Source organism: Luteolibacter pohnpeiensis (assembly GCF_016595435.1).
GTDB classification, from domain to species: Bacteria; Verrucomicrobiota; Verrucomicrobiia; order Verrucomicrobiales; family Akkermansiaceae; genus Luteolibacter; species Luteolibacter pohnpeiensis.
Genome location: NZ_JAENIJ010000006.1, coordinates 86,544 through 102,088, shown reverse-complemented (window position 1 = coordinate 102,088; position 15,545 = coordinate 86,544). Strand labels below are relative to the sequence as shown.

At 54.6% G+C, this 15,545-nt stretch carries 12 protein-coding genes; 7 read left to right on the top strand and 5 right to left on the bottom strand.

All coding sequences use genetic code 11. From position 1 onward, the window contains the following. Window positions 1–6: 6 nt before the first annotated feature. The gene (locus tag JIN85_RS05540) at window positions 7–1,317 is read right to left on the bottom strand and encodes a Glu/Leu/Phe/Val family dehydrogenase (protein WP_234047255.1); all 1,311 of its coding nucleotides are present in this window, start codon (window positions 1,315–1,317) and stop codon (window positions 7–9) included. Window positions 1,318–1,418: 101 nt separating this feature from the next. On the opposite strand from JIN85_RS05540, the gene JIN85_RS05535 reads away from it, so the two are divergent. Together JIN85_RS05535 and JIN85_RS05530 are read left to right on the top strand one after the other, a co-directional pair. Continuing rightward, entirely contained in the window at window positions 1,419–2,492 is a 1,074-nt protein-coding gene (locus tag JIN85_RS05535; RefSeq protein WP_200268451.1) for a tetratricopeptide repeat protein, read from the top strand. Window positions 2,493–3,049: 557 nt separating this feature from the next. After that, a complete protein-coding gene (locus JIN85_RS05530; protein WP_200268449.1) occupies window positions 3,050–3,760 on the top strand; it encodes a hypothetical protein in 711 nt (236 codons plus the stop codon). A 14-nt stretch (window positions 3,761–3,774) separates the two neighbouring features. Here JIN85_RS05530 and JIN85_RS05525 read toward each other — a convergent pair whose 3' ends face one another. Together JIN85_RS05525 and lysS are read right to left on the bottom strand one after the other, a co-directional pair. Further along, complete coding sequence (locus JIN85_RS05525; protein ID WP_200268447.1) at window positions 3,775–5,001, bottom strand: aspartate kinase; 1,227 nt, start codon at window positions 4,999–5,001, stop codon at window positions 3,775–3,777. A gap of 66 nt (window positions 5,002–5,067) precedes the next feature. Continuing rightward, the gene (lysS, locus tag JIN85_RS05520) at window positions 5,068–6,543 is read right to left on the bottom strand and encodes a lysine--tRNA ligase (RefSeq protein WP_200268445.1); all 1,476 of its coding nucleotides are present in this window, start codon (window positions 6,541–6,543) and stop codon (window positions 5,068–5,070) included. A gap of 356 nt (window positions 6,544–6,899) precedes the next feature. Between lysS and JIN85_RS05515 the strand changes: the two genes are divergently transcribed. The 5 genes from JIN85_RS05515 (at window position 6,900) to JIN85_RS05495 (ending at window position 11,241) form a co-directional block, all read left to right on the top strand. Beyond that, the gene (locus JIN85_RS05515) at window positions 6,900–7,319 is read left to right on the top strand and encodes a hypothetical protein (RefSeq protein ID WP_200268443.1); all 420 of its coding nucleotides are present in this window, start codon (window positions 6,900–6,902) and stop codon (window positions 7,317–7,319) included. After that, window positions 7,303–7,644, top strand: a complete 342-nt coding sequence (locus JIN85_RS05510; protein ID WP_200268441.1) for a hypothetical protein — start codon at window positions 7,303–7,305, stop codon at window positions 7,642–7,644. The genes JIN85_RS05515 and JIN85_RS05510 overlap by 17 nt, the downstream gene beginning before the upstream one ends. Before the next feature lie 67 nt (window positions 7,645–7,711). Further along, window positions 7,712–9,013: a GTPase HflX gene (gene hflX, locus JIN85_RS05505; RefSeq protein ID WP_200268439.1), complete on the top strand. Its 1,302-nt coding sequence runs from the start codon at window positions 7,712–7,714 to the stop codon at window positions 9,011–9,013. A gap of 19 nt (window positions 9,014–9,032) precedes the next feature. Then, window positions 9,033–10,172, top strand: a complete 1,140-nt coding sequence (locus tag JIN85_RS05500; protein WP_200268437.1) for a L,D-transpeptidase family protein — start codon at window positions 9,033–9,035, stop codon at window positions 10,170–10,172. Window positions 10,173–10,182: 10 nt separating this feature from the next. Beyond that, entirely contained in the window at window positions 10,183–11,241 is a 1,059-nt protein-coding gene (locus JIN85_RS05495) for a peptidylprolyl isomerase (protein ID WP_200268435.1), read from the top strand. Window positions 11,242–11,308: 67 nt separating this feature from the next. On the opposite strand, the gene JIN85_RS05490 is transcribed toward JIN85_RS05495, so the two are convergent. Continuing rightward, the gene (locus tag JIN85_RS05490) at window positions 11,309–13,564 is read right to left on the bottom strand and encodes a discoidin domain-containing protein (RefSeq protein WP_200268433.1); all 2,256 of its coding nucleotides are present in this window, start codon (window positions 13,562–13,564) and stop codon (window positions 11,309–11,311) included. 716 nt (window positions 13,565–14,280) lie between these two features. Beyond that, window positions 14,281–15,543 carry a glutamate-5-semialdehyde dehydrogenase gene (locus JIN85_RS05485; protein WP_200268431.1) on the bottom strand — a complete coding sequence of 421 codons (1,263 nt, stop codon included), beginning with the start codon at window positions 15,541–15,543 and terminating at the stop codon, window positions 14,281–14,283. Window positions 15,544–15,545: the final 2 nt, after the last annotated feature.

Genomic DNA, 15,545 nt, shown 5'->3' with positions numbered 1-15,545 from the left:
CGCAGATTAGGGAAACATCCCTCGTGCCGCCTTCGCATCGGCCGCGGTTTTGATGGCGATCGCCTGCGCGGCCGTGCGCTGGGAAATGTTGTTCCGCTGGGCAAATCCAACGACTTTTTCAAAGCTCGCGTGCAGTCGGGTTTCCAGCTTCGTGATCACCTCGCGCTCGGTCCACTGGAATCGCTGCAGGTTCTGCACCCATTCAAAGTAGGAAACGGTGACACCGCCCGCATTGCAAAGAATGTCTGGAATCACGAAAATATCACCACGCGCGTCAATGATGCGATCCGCTTCAGGCGTGGTCGGACCGTTTGCACCTTCGGCCAAAATCTTGCACTGCAATTGACCGGCGTTATCGCCATGGATCACCCGATCGAGCGCGCAGGGGGCCAGAACATCGCAAGGTTCAGTCAACATTTTCGCCGGATCCACCGGCTCCGCACCTGGGAAGCCGACAACCGTGCGATGTTCGATTTCATAGGCCTTCAAAGCTTTCACATCGATTCCTTCCGGATTCCAGATCGCCCCGTTCACATCGGAAATCCCGATCACTTTCATGCCATACGAAGCCATCGTTTGCGCGGCGTGTGAGCCGACATTGCCGAATCCCTGCACGATGGCGGTTGAGCCTCGCACCGGCAAATCCAGCTTGTTGAGCGCGCTGGAGGCGAGGAACGCCACGCCGTGCCCGGTGGCCTGGGTGCGCCCGGCAGAGCCTTGCAGGGTCAGCGGCTTGCCGGTGACGATCGCGGGCTCCAAGTGACCGGCATGGGTGGAATAGGTGTCGGTGATCCACGCCATCGTCTGCTCGTTTGTCCCCATGTCCGGAGCCATCACGTCGGTTTCCGGGCCGATGAAGGGAATCATTTCCATCGTGAAGCGGCGCGTCATCCGCTCCAGCTCTGCAATCGACATGTTGCGGGGATCGCAGCAAATCCCGCCTTTGCCACCGCCGTAGGGCAGGTCCATCAGCGCGCATTTCCAGTTCATCCACATCGCCAAGGCCGCGACTTCGCCCAGGTCGACCGCCGGATGATAGCGCAAGCCACCTTTCACCGGGCCGCGCGTCAGGTGGTGTTGCACCCGGTGCCCGAAATAGAGTTCGGTGCTGCCATCATCGCGGCGCACCGGCACCGTGACCGTGATCAAGCGTTTCGGCCATTTGCAGCGCTCCCGAAGCTCATCTGACAAATCCAGAAAATCCGCCACCTTGTCGAATTGTTCCGCCGCCATGGCAAATACCGGGTTTTTCAAAAGCTCGTCGCGCATGATGTCATTCAAGCGCAAGAACTCACGAACGCCATGCGGATTTTGCAATTCGTGAAAAATTGCGCTTAGGACTTTTCGGATTGCGCCACTTGGTTGGTGGCGTTTAAAAATCAAACTTACCGCGATCTATAAATGCAGCCGGAATCAGTGTGAAAGCAAACCCACGCACTCTCAAAATCACCGCTGCCGGACTCGTCTTGGTGGCGGCCTTGGTTTGCATCTTCATGTTACGCGATCCAAGGAGTTTGCGAACGCTCGACTTGGGAGCATCGCATGCACAATCTTCCAGACTCGGGGAAGCCGGAGAATCTGCCAACGCCGGCAACTTCAGAGCCCATCAACGACCAGTCGGTGCAAACCGATCCACGATGCGAAAGCTCATCAATAATTCCGAAAATTTCAGACTCACCCAAGAGCAAATCGAAGCTTACCTCGCCTCCAAAAACCGCAGCTCCGAAAGTTTGCTGACCGCATACAATCTATCTAACGATGAATCCTATCTCAGGGAAGCGATGGAGAAAGATCCGGAAAATCCACGGGTTCTGCTAACCTCTTTACAAATCACTTCAGATCCCGCTGAGACACTGAAAACACTCGAAGTCCTCAAGCGCGTTGATCCGAATAATGCACTTGGAAACTTGCTTAGCGCAAAAGCGCTACTGGATCAGGGAGATATTGAGGCAGCGCTCCAGGAGATGGAGCTAGGTCAGGACAAGTCGATAGAATCGTATTTGAATGACCAAATACGAAATACTGAAGAAGCGTTTCTGAGCGCAGGCTTCTCACCCTTGGAGTCTAAGTTTAGCGCTCTCAATTCTTGTGGCAACGCATCTCGGCTTCGGCTTGGCGATTTATCCAGAGGCTTGATGAAGTCTGCGACTTCAATACAGGACAACGAAGATACGCAAATACGTGAACAAATACGCAACAACCAGTTGGTAATGGCAAACCAGATTCGAAGTTCTGGGAATTACCTGCTAGACTCAATCGTAGCTGATAGGGTCCTGTCCTACGCCCTCCAAGTTCAACAAACTCCCGAAGCAGAAGCGCAGATCGCCGCCAATCGTGAGCGAAACAAAGATCTGGCAAAACAAGCCGAACGGATAGGATGTCTCATGAGCTATGACAGCATTCCGGATTCCGAGTGGAGCGAGTATTTTGATCGGCTGCAGCAATCTGGTGAAATCTCCGCGATCGAGTGGATGCTTTCAAAGCATCCGTAAGGTCATATCTCGATACCGACGGCTGAAAGCTTGGCAACGCCGATTTGGATTTCGAACGAAGACCATGCGGATTTTGCAATTCGTGAAAAATTGCGCTTAGGACTTTTCGGATTGCGCCATCTGGGTGGCGCCGTTTAAAAGTCAGACTTACCGCCATCCATAAATGTAGCGGCAATTGGTGTGATTGCAAACCCATGAAAGCAAACCCACGCACTCTCAAAATCACCGCTGCCGGACTCGTCTTGGTAGCGGCCTTGGTTTGCATCTTCATGTTACGCGACCGATGGAGTTTACGAATGTTCGCCCTCGGAGCATCGCATGCACAATCTTCCAGACTCAGGGAAGCCGGTGAATCTGCCAACGCCGGCAACTTCAGAGCCCATCAACGACCAGTCGGTGCAAACCGATCCACGATGCGAAGGCTCATCAATAATTCCGAAAAATTCAAACTCACCCCAGAGCAAATCGAAGCTTACCTCGCCTCCAAAAACCGCAGCTCCGAAAGTTTGCTGACCGCATACGATCTATCGCACGATGGCTCCTATCTCAGGGAAGCGATGGAGAATGATCCGGAAAATCCACGGGTTCTGCTAACCTCTTTACAAATCACTTCAGATCCCGCTGAGACATTGAAAACACTCGAAACTCTGAAGCGCGTTGATCCGGATAATGCACTTGGAAACTTGCTTAGCGCAAAAGCGCTACTGGATCAGGGAGATATAGAAGCCGCGCTGCAGGAGATGGAGCTAGGACAGAACAAATCGATTGAATCGTATTTGAATGACCAAATACGAAATACTGAAGAAGCGTTTCTGAGCACAAGCTTCTCACCCTTGGAGTCTAAATTTGGAGCGATCTCTTCTTCCGGAAATCCATCGCTATTTCAACTTGGGCACTTATCCAGAGGTTTAAATAAGGCTGCGACGTCGACTCCGAAAGGTGAGGATGCGGAAATGCGAGAGCAAATATTCAAAAACCAGATGATATTGGTTAACCAGATTCGAAGTTCTGGGAATCACCTGCCAAACTCAATCATGGCTAATAGTATCCTGTCCAACGCCCTCCGAGTTCAAGATACTCCCGAAGCAGAAGGGCAGATCGCCGCCAATCGTGAGCGAAACAAAGAGCTGGCAAAACAAAGTGAACGGGTTGTTGGCCTCATGAGCTATGACAGCATTCCGGATTCCGAGTGGAGCGAGTATTTTGATCGGCTACAGCAATCTGGTGATATTTCCGCAAACGAGTGGATGCTTTCAAAGCATCCGTGAGATCACCCGGTCCCTCAACCCGGCTGGCGGTCGAGGTGGAAAGCGTCGTGGACGGCGCGGGCGGCGTCCTCGATGTGCACTTCATCCACGGTGACGGCGATTTTGATCTCGGAGGTGGAGATCATGCCGATGTTGATGTTTTTGTCGCCCAGGGCTTTGAACATGGTGGACGCAACGCCGGAATGGGATCGCATGCCGATGCCGACTGCCGAAAGCTTGGCAATGCCGGCTTCGGTCTCGATCGAGGCATCCGGTGCCAGCTCTGCCAATACCGGCTTGAGCGCAGCTTGAGCGCGACCGAGGTCACTCGAATGCATGGTGAACGAATGACGGGCCCGGAAATCGTGCGCGATGTTCGAGACGATCATGTCCAAATTGATCTCCGCATCCGCGAGTGCGCCCAGGATGATGCCCGACATACCTGGCTCATCCGGAATGCCGGTGATGGTGACGCGGGCTTGTGAGCGCTCGATGGAAATGCCGCGGATGACAACGTTTTCCATGGTGGGATGTTCTTCTAACACGAGGGTTCCTGGGTTGTCGTTGAGGGAGGAGCGAACTTCAAAAATAACGCCGAATTTTTTCGCGAATTCGACCGATCGCGATTGCATGACCTTGGAGCCGGACGAGGCCATTTCAAGCATCTCGTCGTAGGAAATCTCCGGCAATTTGCGGGCATTTTTCACCACCCGCGGATCGCAGGTGTAGACGCCATCGACGTCGGTAAGAATCTGGCAGACATCGGCCTTGATCGAGGCGGCGACCGCAATCGCCGTCAAATCCGAGCCGCCACGGCCGAGCGTGTGAATCATGCCATCGGGAGTGACGCCCTGGAAACCGGCGACGACCAGCGTTTTACCGGCATCGAGAAATTCCTTCATCAGGCTCGGGTCCAAATTCAGGATGCGGCCACGGGTGTGGGATCCGGTCGTGTGAATGCCCGCTTGGCGGCCGGTGATGGAGGCAGCTTCCACGCCCAACTCATTGAGAGCCATGGCGACCAGAGCGATCGATTGCTGCTCGCCGGTGGCCAGAAGCACGTCCATTTCGCGCTCAGTCGGGGTTTCCGAAAGCTCCTTGGCCATTTTGATCAGACCATCCGTGACGCCAGACATGGCTGAAACGACAGCCACCACTTGGTTGCCTTCGTCACGGGTGCGTTTGATGCGCGCAGCGACGTTGCGGATGCGATCAAGCGAGCCGACGGATGTGCCGCCGTATTTTTGAACGATGAGTGCCATGGTTTTGCGCGGGGCGCAGTGAAATGGATGCTGCCGGGAATGGCAAGGATAGGCTGGCCGGAGCCGTTAGTCCTTCCTTTTCAACAAGGGGAACAGGACGACGTCGCGGATGGTTGGAGCACCGGTGAGCATCATGACAAGGCGGTCGATACCGATGCCGATGCCACCTGCCGGAGGCATGCCGTGCTCCAGAGTTTCGATGAAATCGTAGTCGATCTTGTGGGTTTCCTCACCGGACTGCTCTTCCAAGCGCGCTTTCTGCACATCTGGATCGTTGAGTTCGGAATACCCTGGGGAAATTTCCTGACCGTTGATAATCAGCTCGTAAACCTCGACGGTTTTGCCCCCAGGCGTGACCTTTGCCAGCGGCACCAGCTCGCTGGAAACGTGGGTGACGAAGCAAGGATCGAAGGTTTTTTCCTCCACCAGCTTTTCGAAAACCTGCTGCACCACCTCGTGATCTTCCATTTCCGGAGAAATCTGGACGCCGAGCTCGTCACATTTTTCGCGGCGTTGCTGCGGGGTGAGGCTGAAGAAATCCGCACCGGCAGCGCCTTCGATCAGGCTGTGATAACTGGCGCGTTTCCAAGGACGGCTCAGATCAATCGTTCGCACGACTTCGCCTTCCTCGTTCTTGTGCTCGATTTTGAGGGTGCCGATGAACTTTTCCGCCAAATGGCAGGTCATTTCCTCCACCAAATCGGCCATTTCCTCGAAATCCGAGAATGCCCAGTAGGCTTCCAGCATGGTGAATTCCGGGTTGTGACGACGGGAAATCCCTTCGTTGCGGAAGTTGCGGTTGAGTTCGAAAATCTTGGTGAAACCACCCACCATCAGACGCTTGAGGAACAATTCTGGGGCGATCCGCATGGTCAGCGGCATGCCGAGCGCGTTGTGGAAGGTCTCGAACGGGCGGGCAGCCGCGCCACCCGGAACGTCCTGTAACATCGGGGTTTCGACCTCAAGGAATCCGCGGTCCTGCAAGAACCGGCGGATTTCCGCGAGCATCAGCGAGCGGGTGACGAAGAGCTTGGCGCTTTCCTCGTTGCCCATCAGGTCGAGGTGGCGCTTGCGGTATTTGATTTCGCGATCAGCGAGGCCGTGCCACTTGTCCGGCATCGGACGCAGGGCCTTGGAAAGAATGGTGAAATCGGAAACTTTGACCGTTGGCTCACCGGTGCGGGTCAGGAAGGTTTCCCCTTCGATGCCGATCCAGTCGCCACGATCCAGGCACTTCCACTGGGCAGCTTTATTTTCATCCAATCCCTTGATGCTGAGGTATCCTTGAATCGCTCCGTGGACATCGCCGAGGGAGAAGAAGACGGATTTACCCATGTCGCGCAGGGCGACGATGCGACCCGCGACCTTGACTTGCAGGCCTTCGGCAAAATCCGCGCGGAGGTTTGCTGGCGTGTGACTGGTCACAAATCGTGCGCCATATGGATCCACACCGAGTTCGCGCAGTTTCGCGAGTTTCTCGCGACGGACGGCAATTAATTCGGCTTCAGTGGACTGGGGCTGCTGCGGGGCGGCTTCACTCATGACGCGCCGGGCTTAGGCTGGATCGCCCGCCGAAGCAAGGGGTTTGCGGGGTTGACGGTCTTCGAAATTGAAATTTGTAAAGTTTTTTACGCCTCCTTGGGTCGCTGGAGACGAAATCAGCATCAATTGTCAGGACAAAATTATTGGCCGATGCGTTGAGCTGCCTTGCTGGTCGATTCCTGGAACCGTCGGTCATCAGCCCGATTTCATTTGGGATTCCAAATTTCAAAGAGTCATTCGACATCAGGAAATCAGACTAATCGGATTTTCTGCATCATCAGGAAAGGTGATTTTGAATCTATTTGAACAATCTGTTAGAAGGTGCATGCTAACCGCTTATGCCGTGTTTTGCTTTCATGACACTGGGTTCGATCGCTGCGTTGCGACCGGTTTTTTATATGGTGATGGGGGTTTCTCTGATGATTTTCGCCTGCCGGATGGCTCAGCGATCGAATGGTTGGGGCATGCGCATCATGTTGTTCGGCGCGCTCGCGCTTGGGCTGGGTTACGCGGTGTTGTTGCCGATGTATGAAGCCGGACTGATCGAGCGAATCACGATCACCGCCGAGGACATGCGCACGGGCGACTGGGTGGAAAAGTTTTCGGGTGCGGCACTCGGCTGGCACGCGGTGAAGTTGGTATTGATGAATCTTGGCTGGCTCGCGTTTGGCCTCGGGGCATCGATCCATGTGGGAGTTTTACGTCCATTAAACTCCAATCGTCCGGAATTCCATACCGAATCGAGCACCTCGACGACTCATGAGTCCATTGCTTGAGGCGTTGATCGCCAACAATCTGCCGCTCAACATGGCGGGGGTGCTCGGACTGGGATTGATCGGGCTGGCAGCCGCACGGCTATCGCATCAGCATCGTTCCAAAGGCGGCACCGTGATGACGTGGGGGGCGATCTGCCTGCTGCTTGCACGGATGTATGTGGTGAGTGCGCCGCATTTCGAAAATTTGGCTTTCTTTGAAGCCATCGGCCCCGTTGGCATCGCGGCAACGATTGCATTGCCCCCGCTGCTGCTTTCGGTTGGATTGGCAGCAGTCGTTTGGGGGCTTTGGGCGCATGAACGGCTGATGCGGAACGAGAGACGCTGACGAATCCGGCATTTCCGGTAAAAATTTGCCATCGCCGTCTGTCCTTCCGATGCTATAAGTGGCGCGGATGTTTGAGGTAAGACAGAAGCCGGATATGGTCGAACGCGCACTTCTGGTGCGAATTTATTTCGATCAGCGCGAAGAAAGCGAAGCCGAATCCCTGCTGGAAGAGCTGGGAGAATTGGTGAGCACCCTCGGCATCGAGGTCGCGGAGTCCGTGCTCTATCGCAGCCGGGAAATGCACAAAAAACTCCTCTGCGGCACCGGCAAAGCTGCGGAAATCGTGGAGCTGGCACGCGCTCATGAGTGCGATGTCATCGTGATCGACAACGGCCTTGCTCCTTCCCAGCAACGGGAGTGGGAAAAACTGGCCGATCTGTGCGTGATCGACCGTGAGGAAGTGATTCTCGATATTTTTGCCAAACGCGCGCAAACCCGCGAAGCCCGGCTGCAAGTGGAACTGGCGCGGATGCAATACGCGCTGCCACGCCTTGCCCGGATGTGGGGGCACCTTGACCGCGAAGGCGCGGGCTCAGGGGGTGGCGCAGGCGGCGGAGCCTCCCGGGGTATGGGTGAAAAGCAAATTGAAGTCGACCGGCGACTCGCCCACCTCACGATCGACCGCGCCAAGCGCGAGTTGGAGGTCGTTCGCAAACAACGCAAAACCCAGCGCAAGGAGCGCGAACGGCTCGGCACGCCACACGCCGCGATCGTCGGCTACACCAACGCGGGCAAATCCACTTTGCTCAATCGCTTGAGCGGTTCCGAAGTGATGGCGAAAGACATGCTGTTTGCCACGCTCGACACGACCACCCGCCGCACCGAATTACCGGATGGCCAGCCACTTTTGCTCACCGATACCGTCGGATTCGTCCGAAATCTGCCACACCGCTTGGTTGAAGCCTTCATGGCGACCTTGGAAGAAGCGGTCCTCGCGGATTTTCTCATTCACGTTCTGGACGCCTCATCGCCAGAAATGGATCGCCTCCACCAGACCACGCTGGAGGTCATGGAAGAGCTCGGAGCCGAGGACAAGCAGGTCATTACGGTGCTCAACAAAATCGACCGCGTGACGGATCCCGATGCTCTCGCGGAATTGAAATTGAAGTATCCGGATGCGGTTCACGCTTCGGCTTTCACCGGCCAGGGAGTGGAAGACTTTCTCCTCGCCTGCACCCGGATTCTCGCCGATCGCGTGAGGCGGCAGCAATATCGTATCCCCCAAAAGCGGGCGGATTTGGTGAGCCTGTTGCACCGCGATGCGAAAGTTCTTTCCACCGAATACGACGGGGACGACATCCTGGTGAGCGCCGTCGTCCCGGCTTCAATTGCTGGCCGACTTGAAACCTTCTCCCTGCTTCCTGCGTAATCATCGCCCCGACTTTGTCATGTTGAAATGGATTGCCCCCTTGTGCCTGGCGCTCGCCTCTGCCTCATCTGCATTTGCAGAGAATGCATCCGCGTCAAAAGCCCCCACCCCTCCTCTGCCGCAGACCAAACAGGCTGAAGTTCTATCGGCGCAGCCGTTAGACGAAAGCACTGCCGATACCCCGATCAAGCCGGCTGCGCCGCTCGTTCCAGCCAATGCGAAACCGGAAGGTGACGCCGCCGTTCAGCTTCAGATCTTTCTTGATCAAAGCCATTTCGGACCTGGGATCATCGATGGCCGCCCGGGGCGCTTCACCGAACTTGCAGTCCGATCATGGAACGAGGCAAATGGCGTGGCCTTGGACGATTGGACCGCCGTGACCGCAGCGGCACGCAAATCCGTGCCAAACGCCTTCGCCGTCGCCGTGGTGCCAGACGCGATCAAAGACTGGGTGAATCCTAACTTGCCAAGCAGCCGCGCAGAACAGGCCAAGCTCAAGCGCATGTCTTACACCAGCAACGCCGAGTTCATGGCAGAGCGCTACCACTGCGATGTGCCCTATTTGATCCAGCTCAACAGCAGCTCGAAAATCAACAACCTCAAGTCGCATGACTCGATCATCGTGCCGAATGTCGAACCATTTCAAATCGAACTGGTTACCGGCAAATCTTATCCCGCCGATCCAACCTTGAATCAACGCCACGTGGTGGTGGACACGAAGGTCAATCAGGTCCGAATTTTTGAAGCTGCCCCAGCTGCGCTGATCGTCGCTGAACCCGGCGCAAGCGGACAGGCCGACATCCGACCCAACCACGGGTTGATCGCTTCATTTCCCATCACTCCGGGCCAGGACAAGTTCCTGAAATTCGGAACCTGGGAACTGAAGAACATGATCGAAATGCCTTATTGGCGCTACGATCAACAATTCCTCGAAACCGGGAAACGCGGCAGCGAAGCGCTCAATATCCCACCAGGACCGAACAGCCCGGTCGGCATCATCTGGTGTGGCACCAGCCGGTCCGGCATCGGCATGCATGGCACTTCCAATCCGGAAACGATCGGCCGCGCGCGCAGCGCCGGTTGCATCCGCCTCGCCAACTGGGATGCGATCCGCCTGCCGACCATCGTGCGTCCAGGTGTGACCGTTGAGATTCGTTGATCCGTTAAGCATGAACAAACCGTTCCGCTTCTTCCTGGCCCTGCGGCTGCTGGTTTACACGGTTCTCATCGTTTACTTGGCCGGTGATTTTTCCCTCAACGGCCCGCTGAGCCAAAGCCTCAAAAAAGCATCTCCCAACAGCCCGCAATCGATCAAACGCGCGCGCGCCAATGTGGAGATCGCGCGCGTGGGAGATCGCTCGATCACCCGAGGCCAGCTGGAACTTGCCACGATCGAAGCGCTCTGGCTTCAGGGAAAGAACTTTGATTCGCTCAACTCGCTCGACCGTCAAATCGCCCGCTACAAAGCGCTTTCTGAATTGATCGACAGCGAGCTCCTCAACCAGAAAATCGCTGCCGACACCTCATTTCCACAAGTCCCTAAAGAGGAAGTGGATGCACGGCTCAAGCGATTGCTCGGACGCTTTACCAACAAATCCGAAATGGAAACCGCCATGAAGAGCCAGGGCATTCCAAATGAGTCCGCATTGCGGGACCGGGTTGCGGTTTTGATTCGTCAGGAACATTTCATCGATTCCCAGATTAGCCCGCTTGCTCAAGTCAGCGAACAAGACGCCCGTGACTGGTTCGATGCCCACCAGCAGGAACTCGCATTACCGGAGCGAATCCAGGCACGCCATTTTTTCATTCCGACACTCGATGTGCCATCCGCTCAGGCGAAAGCAACGTTGGAACAGGCGCTCGTTTCGCTGACCCATGAGAGCGAAGATTTCCATTCACTGGCGGAAAAAATCAGCATGGACCCCGCCACCCAACATCATGGCGGAGAACTGGGGTGGATGACCCGGGAACGATTACCTGAAGATTTTGCGAAACAGCTTTTCGCGCTTCCACTTCACCAACCCACCATTTTCCAAACCCAATTGGGCTGGCATCTCGCCGAAGTGACGGCAAAAGAAGCTGCCAGGCCGCAGTCTTTCGACGATGCCAAACCTGAAATCCTCGCCGGCTTGCGTGCTGCAAAACGAAATCAGGCCATTCAGAAATACCGCGAGCAACTGCAAAAGGATGCATCGATCATCGTTCACCATGAATTGATGAACCAGTGAAAGAGCCATGAAAAAGGGCCTCCCGGTAATCCGGAAGGCCCAGTGAGATTCGGGAGTTGGCCGATCTCTATTGCTCCTCGACACGGAAGAATCGACGAACAGTCGGAGTGAACGACACCGTGGTCGATGTCTGAGTAGCGACTCCTGGAATGTCCTGTGCCAAAATGGTGCTCCAATCTTCAAGGTCCGTAGACGTCGTGATGCGATAGGTTGTGCCAGTTGAAGATGCCCAGGTGAGGGTGATTTGGTTCGTGCTCAAATCGATCACATGGCTCAACAAGGCCAGATCCACCGATGTCTCGGTTGGTTCGCCCGTCGTCAGGGTCCAACTGGTCACATCATGGGACTCAGCCACACCACCGGTGCGGGCGGTGAATCCAACCCAAGCCTTGCCGTCAGAGACTGCGCCGCAGGCTTCCAAGGTGATGTTCAAGTCAGTGACCACTTGGATTCCATCAATGTAGACGTCCAGATCGCCAGGAACGTAGGTGACGCGGACAGCGTACGGAGCCGATGAGGTATCCGACTTTGTCAGGTCCGGTGCCGTCTCCGTTCCGCCCAGCGACAGTCCGTCGATCGTTCCCAAATCAACGGCAATCAATTCGGTAGAACCATTCATGACACGCAAGAGCGCAGCACTTGGTTCACCGGTATTTTGATAGGAGTCGAATCCGATGCTCAATGCGTTTGCAGCCAGGCCTTTCTCATTGTCTACCAAGGGTGTAGCGGCAGACCCCGCCGTGCTGTTTTGCACCACGAAGGACATCCCGTCGGCACCACCGCTGGAGCTGATGAGTTGAATCCCGAAGTTGGTCTCGAATCCATTGCCAACAGCGACTTTCCGGCGGAACCAAGCAGTTCCCCGCACGCTTCCTGTGTTGGCGGTCAGGCGAAGACGCTTCGCGTCGGCTGGTGATGGAATGGTCGCAAATACGTTCGTGATCGCCGCAGTTTCCAGCAGTGAGATTTCATTCCCTGCCTCATCAAAGTCCGGATAATTGATCTCCGTGACGTCGGATTCGATGATGGTGACCGAAATTTCAGCGGTGGTTACGACCCCCGTTGAACCCGTTGCAGTGAGTGTGTAGGTGGTATCAACCGTAGGGCTGACCAAGGTAGAACCAGATGCGCTAACCGTGCCGATATTGGAAATGGTAACCGTTTCAGCATCCGTCACGGTCCATGCGAGTGCCAAGCTCTCACCAGCAATCAACTTGGTATCACCAACGAATGAAACGGTAGGAGCAAACGGCGTCACATTCTCACCCGGAAACGGAATATCTTCCGAGTAAGCCTTGCGCTCCAGTGGCGTGTTGAAGTCGAAGCCTGTGACGTTGTCTACCAGCACCCAATCCGTTTTGTTATCACTTCCCTCAATGTACCAACGAACCGGATCACGAGGGGCGTTGTCGTTCGCTGTGCCGATGCTGTAGCCATTCGCGGAAGGTGGATTTTCACCCATATCGACCAGGAAGCCGATGCGATTGTAGTCCAGCCACTTGGTGCTGACGTCATTGTCCTTGAGATTCGCAGGAACCTCAGCAGCCGGGGTCGACCCGCCGGTCAAACTTTCCACCGCAACCGGGAACAGATATTCGGATGGCGTGTAAAGTTGGAATTCCGACATTTGGATCTGGGAAACCAGCGCCAATGAACGGATTTTATCCGGCACAAAACGGTAGTAGCGATAGTTTAGGGTGCCTCCCACAACAGTTCGCACAGTGACTTTGGAAGTGCTGGTGCCGAGATCATTCGTTGCGGTGATCGTGTAAGCGGTATCGGTACCGTTTGGCAGGGTCAGTGTGGTGCTGCCAGTGGCATCCACATTGCCGACTCCTTGGTCAATCGAGACCGAAGTCGCATCATCCACGGCCCACGATAAAGTGACATCGCTCGCACCATTGACCACAATGGTTTTATTCGTCGAGAAGTTGGTGATGACGGGGCGTCCTGTCAGCTCGAAGCCTGTATCATAGGCATAACGGGTCGTTGGTGTCGTGTGGAGGGTTTGCACGTCGAGGGCAACCCAGGTTTCCCCGTCATCGCTACCCGAAAAAGTCCAACTGATCGGATCGCGAGCTGTTGCATCGTTCGCTGTTGCGAAATTGTATTGATCGATCGTCGTCGGAGTGCCGAAGTCAAAGATCAGGATCGGCAATCCAGCGGAATCGAGCCATTTGGTGGTGGTTAGACCATCGATAATCTTATTAGCGCCTTCGTTCGCATCGATGAGGTTTGTGCCTCCTGGGTTCGACATAACGACGCCTGTAAGATCCAGAACAGTGCCATTCCGTAAAAATTGGAACTCAGATAGTTGAGTCATCGTTGTGTTTTGCCGAAGTAATGTCGGCGCAAACTGATAATAACGATAAGTCTTTTCTGCCGCTGAGGCCGAACTTACGGACGCAAGTAACAATAAGAGTAGAGCCATAGAGCCCCACCCTGATTTGGGTTTATTCATGATGTTATAATGGGTTTATTTCCACTAGCCGAGGAGCTGAGAGAGGAATATCTGGCAGTATGAAAATTCCATGTTTCTCGTCAAGGAAAGTCTTCAAACATTTTGCAAGATTTCATCAAAAACGGCGGGAGCTTTTCATCTCCAACCCCTTGAAAAATGGGACCTTCGCTTCGACCCAAAGACTATATCGTGAAAGCACAAATAGCTAAAATTAATTTAATATAAATCTAAAATAGCGTCAAATCCCATCTAAGAAAAATATCCAAAAATCAAATAGAAGTGCAATTGATTCAAAATAAAAGCTATGCAGATTTACTAGATATTCCGCATAATGCAAACTAAAGTTTGAACCATTCGTTGGATAAAACCGAGTTCAATTATTTTGTTAGCTGGCGTTTTCAAAAAGACCCATTTCAGTTAGGTCGCAGATCACAATTTGAGTTTGATGACCGCCACCAGATGTTACCTAAGTGAGGTCAGGAAACGGCAGAGACCCGAGCCATTCGTCCGGGTCTCTTGCCTTTAAAAGCTCGAAAGAGAGTTTCTTGTCGGTAGTTTTGTCAAATCGCGTGAGTTTTTCAGGACTTCACCTGACCATTTCCTCTCACGCGGTATTGATAACTTGTAAGCTCCCTTAATCCCATGGGGCCACGGGCATGGAGTTTATCGGTGGAAATGCCAATTTCCGCGCCGAAACCGAATTCACCACCGTCGTTGAAGCGTGTGGATACATTGTGGAACACACAGGCGGAATCAACACTCCGCATGAAAGCCTCCGCAGTTGCTTGGTTCGCTGTGACAATGACATCTGTGTGATGAGAACCGTGGTGATTGATGTGGGCGACCGCCTGTTCGAGCGAATCGACCACCTTGGCGGAGAGGATCAGATCAAGATACTCAGTGTCCCAATCTTCTTCCACAGCCGGGACCAAGTCCGGCAAGATTTCGAGTGTCCGGGAACAGCCGCGCAATTCCACGCCTTTCTCCAGCAACGCTGCCGCTACCTTTGGAAGAAAATCGGCTGCGATGGACTGATGAACTAACAGAGTCTCCAGCGCGTTGCAGACACCCGGCTTGTGAGTTTTTGAATTCACAGTCAGCGCAACCGCCATTTCCTGATCGGCATCCTTGTCAGCAAACAAATGGCAAATGCCGTCGTAGTGCTTGATCACAGGCATTCGCGCCATCGAGACCACGGCCTCGATCAGGCCCTTTCCGCCACGTGGAATGATCAGATCCAGCCACTGGTCCATCCCGGCTAGCGCGGCGACACTTTCCCGATCCGTGAATGGGATCAGCTGCACAGCGTGGTCGGGTAGTCCCGCATTTGCCCCGCCAGTCTGTAGAGCTTCGGCAATCGCCCGGTTGGAATGAATGGCTTCACTCCCACCACGCAGGATCGTTGCATTTCCGGTCTTGAAACAAAGCACCGCCGCGTCGGCAGTCACATTCGGGCGGCTTTCGTAAATGATGCCGATCGTCCCAATCGGCACACGGACTTGCTCAATTTGGATTCCATTTGGCCTATCCCATGTATCGAGCACCTGCCCGACCGGATCCGGCAGCGTCGCAACCTGATCAATGCCGGCAGCCATGGCTTCAATCCGGGTCTGGTCCAATTTCAAGCGATCCAGCATCGCCTTGGACAATCCTTTCTCCTGGCCCGCCTGCAGGTCTAATGCATTCGCTTCGATCAATTTGGCTGACTTCGCACGAATCGACGCCGCCATCGCACGTAGAATCTCATTTTTCTGCTCGGTGGAAAGCTGGGCCAACCGATATGAGGCCGTGCGAGCCTGGCGGCCCATCTGATGAACGGTTTCTTCGATGTTAGAAGGCATGA

Bases quoted from the DNA above. Each gene is read 5' to 3' on its own strand.
- JIN85_RS05525 (WP_200268447.1), bottom strand. From the start codon at position 5,001: ATGGCACTCATCGTTCAAAAATACGGCGGCACATCCGTCGGCTCGCTT.
- JIN85_RS05500 (WP_200268437.1), top strand. From the start codon at position 9,033: ATGTTGAAATGGATTGCCCCCTTGTGCCTGGCGCTCGCCTCTGCCTCA.
- JIN85_RS05495 (WP_200268435.1), top strand. From the start codon at position 10,183: ATGAACAAACCGTTCCGCTTCTTCCTGGCCCTGCGGCTGCTGGTTTAC.
- JIN85_RS05510 (WP_200268441.1), top strand. From the start codon at position 7,303: ATGAGTCCATTGCTTGAGGCGTTGATCGCCAACAATCTGCCGCTCAAC.
- lysS (WP_200268445.1), bottom strand. From the start codon at position 6,543: ATGAGTGAAGCCGCCCCGCAGCAGCCCCAGTCCACTGAAGCCGAATTA.
- hflX (WP_200268439.1), top strand. From the start codon at position 7,712: ATGTTTGAGGTAAGACAGAAGCCGGATATGGTCGAACGCGCACTTCTG.
- JIN85_RS05485 (WP_200268431.1), bottom strand. From the start codon at position 15,543: ATGCCTTCTAACATCGAAGAAACCGTTCATCAGATGGGCCGCCAGGCT.
- JIN85_RS05530 (WP_200268449.1), top strand. From the start codon at position 3,050: ATGGAGAATGATCCGGAAAATCCACGGGTTCTGCTAACCTCTTTACAA.
- JIN85_RS05490 (WP_200268433.1), bottom strand. From the start codon at position 13,564: ATGACTCAACTATCTGAGTTCCAATTTTTACGGAATGGCACTGTTCTG.
- JIN85_RS05515 (WP_200268443.1), top strand. From the start codon at position 6,900: ATGACACTGGGTTCGATCGCTGCGTTGCGACCGGTTTTTTATATGGTG.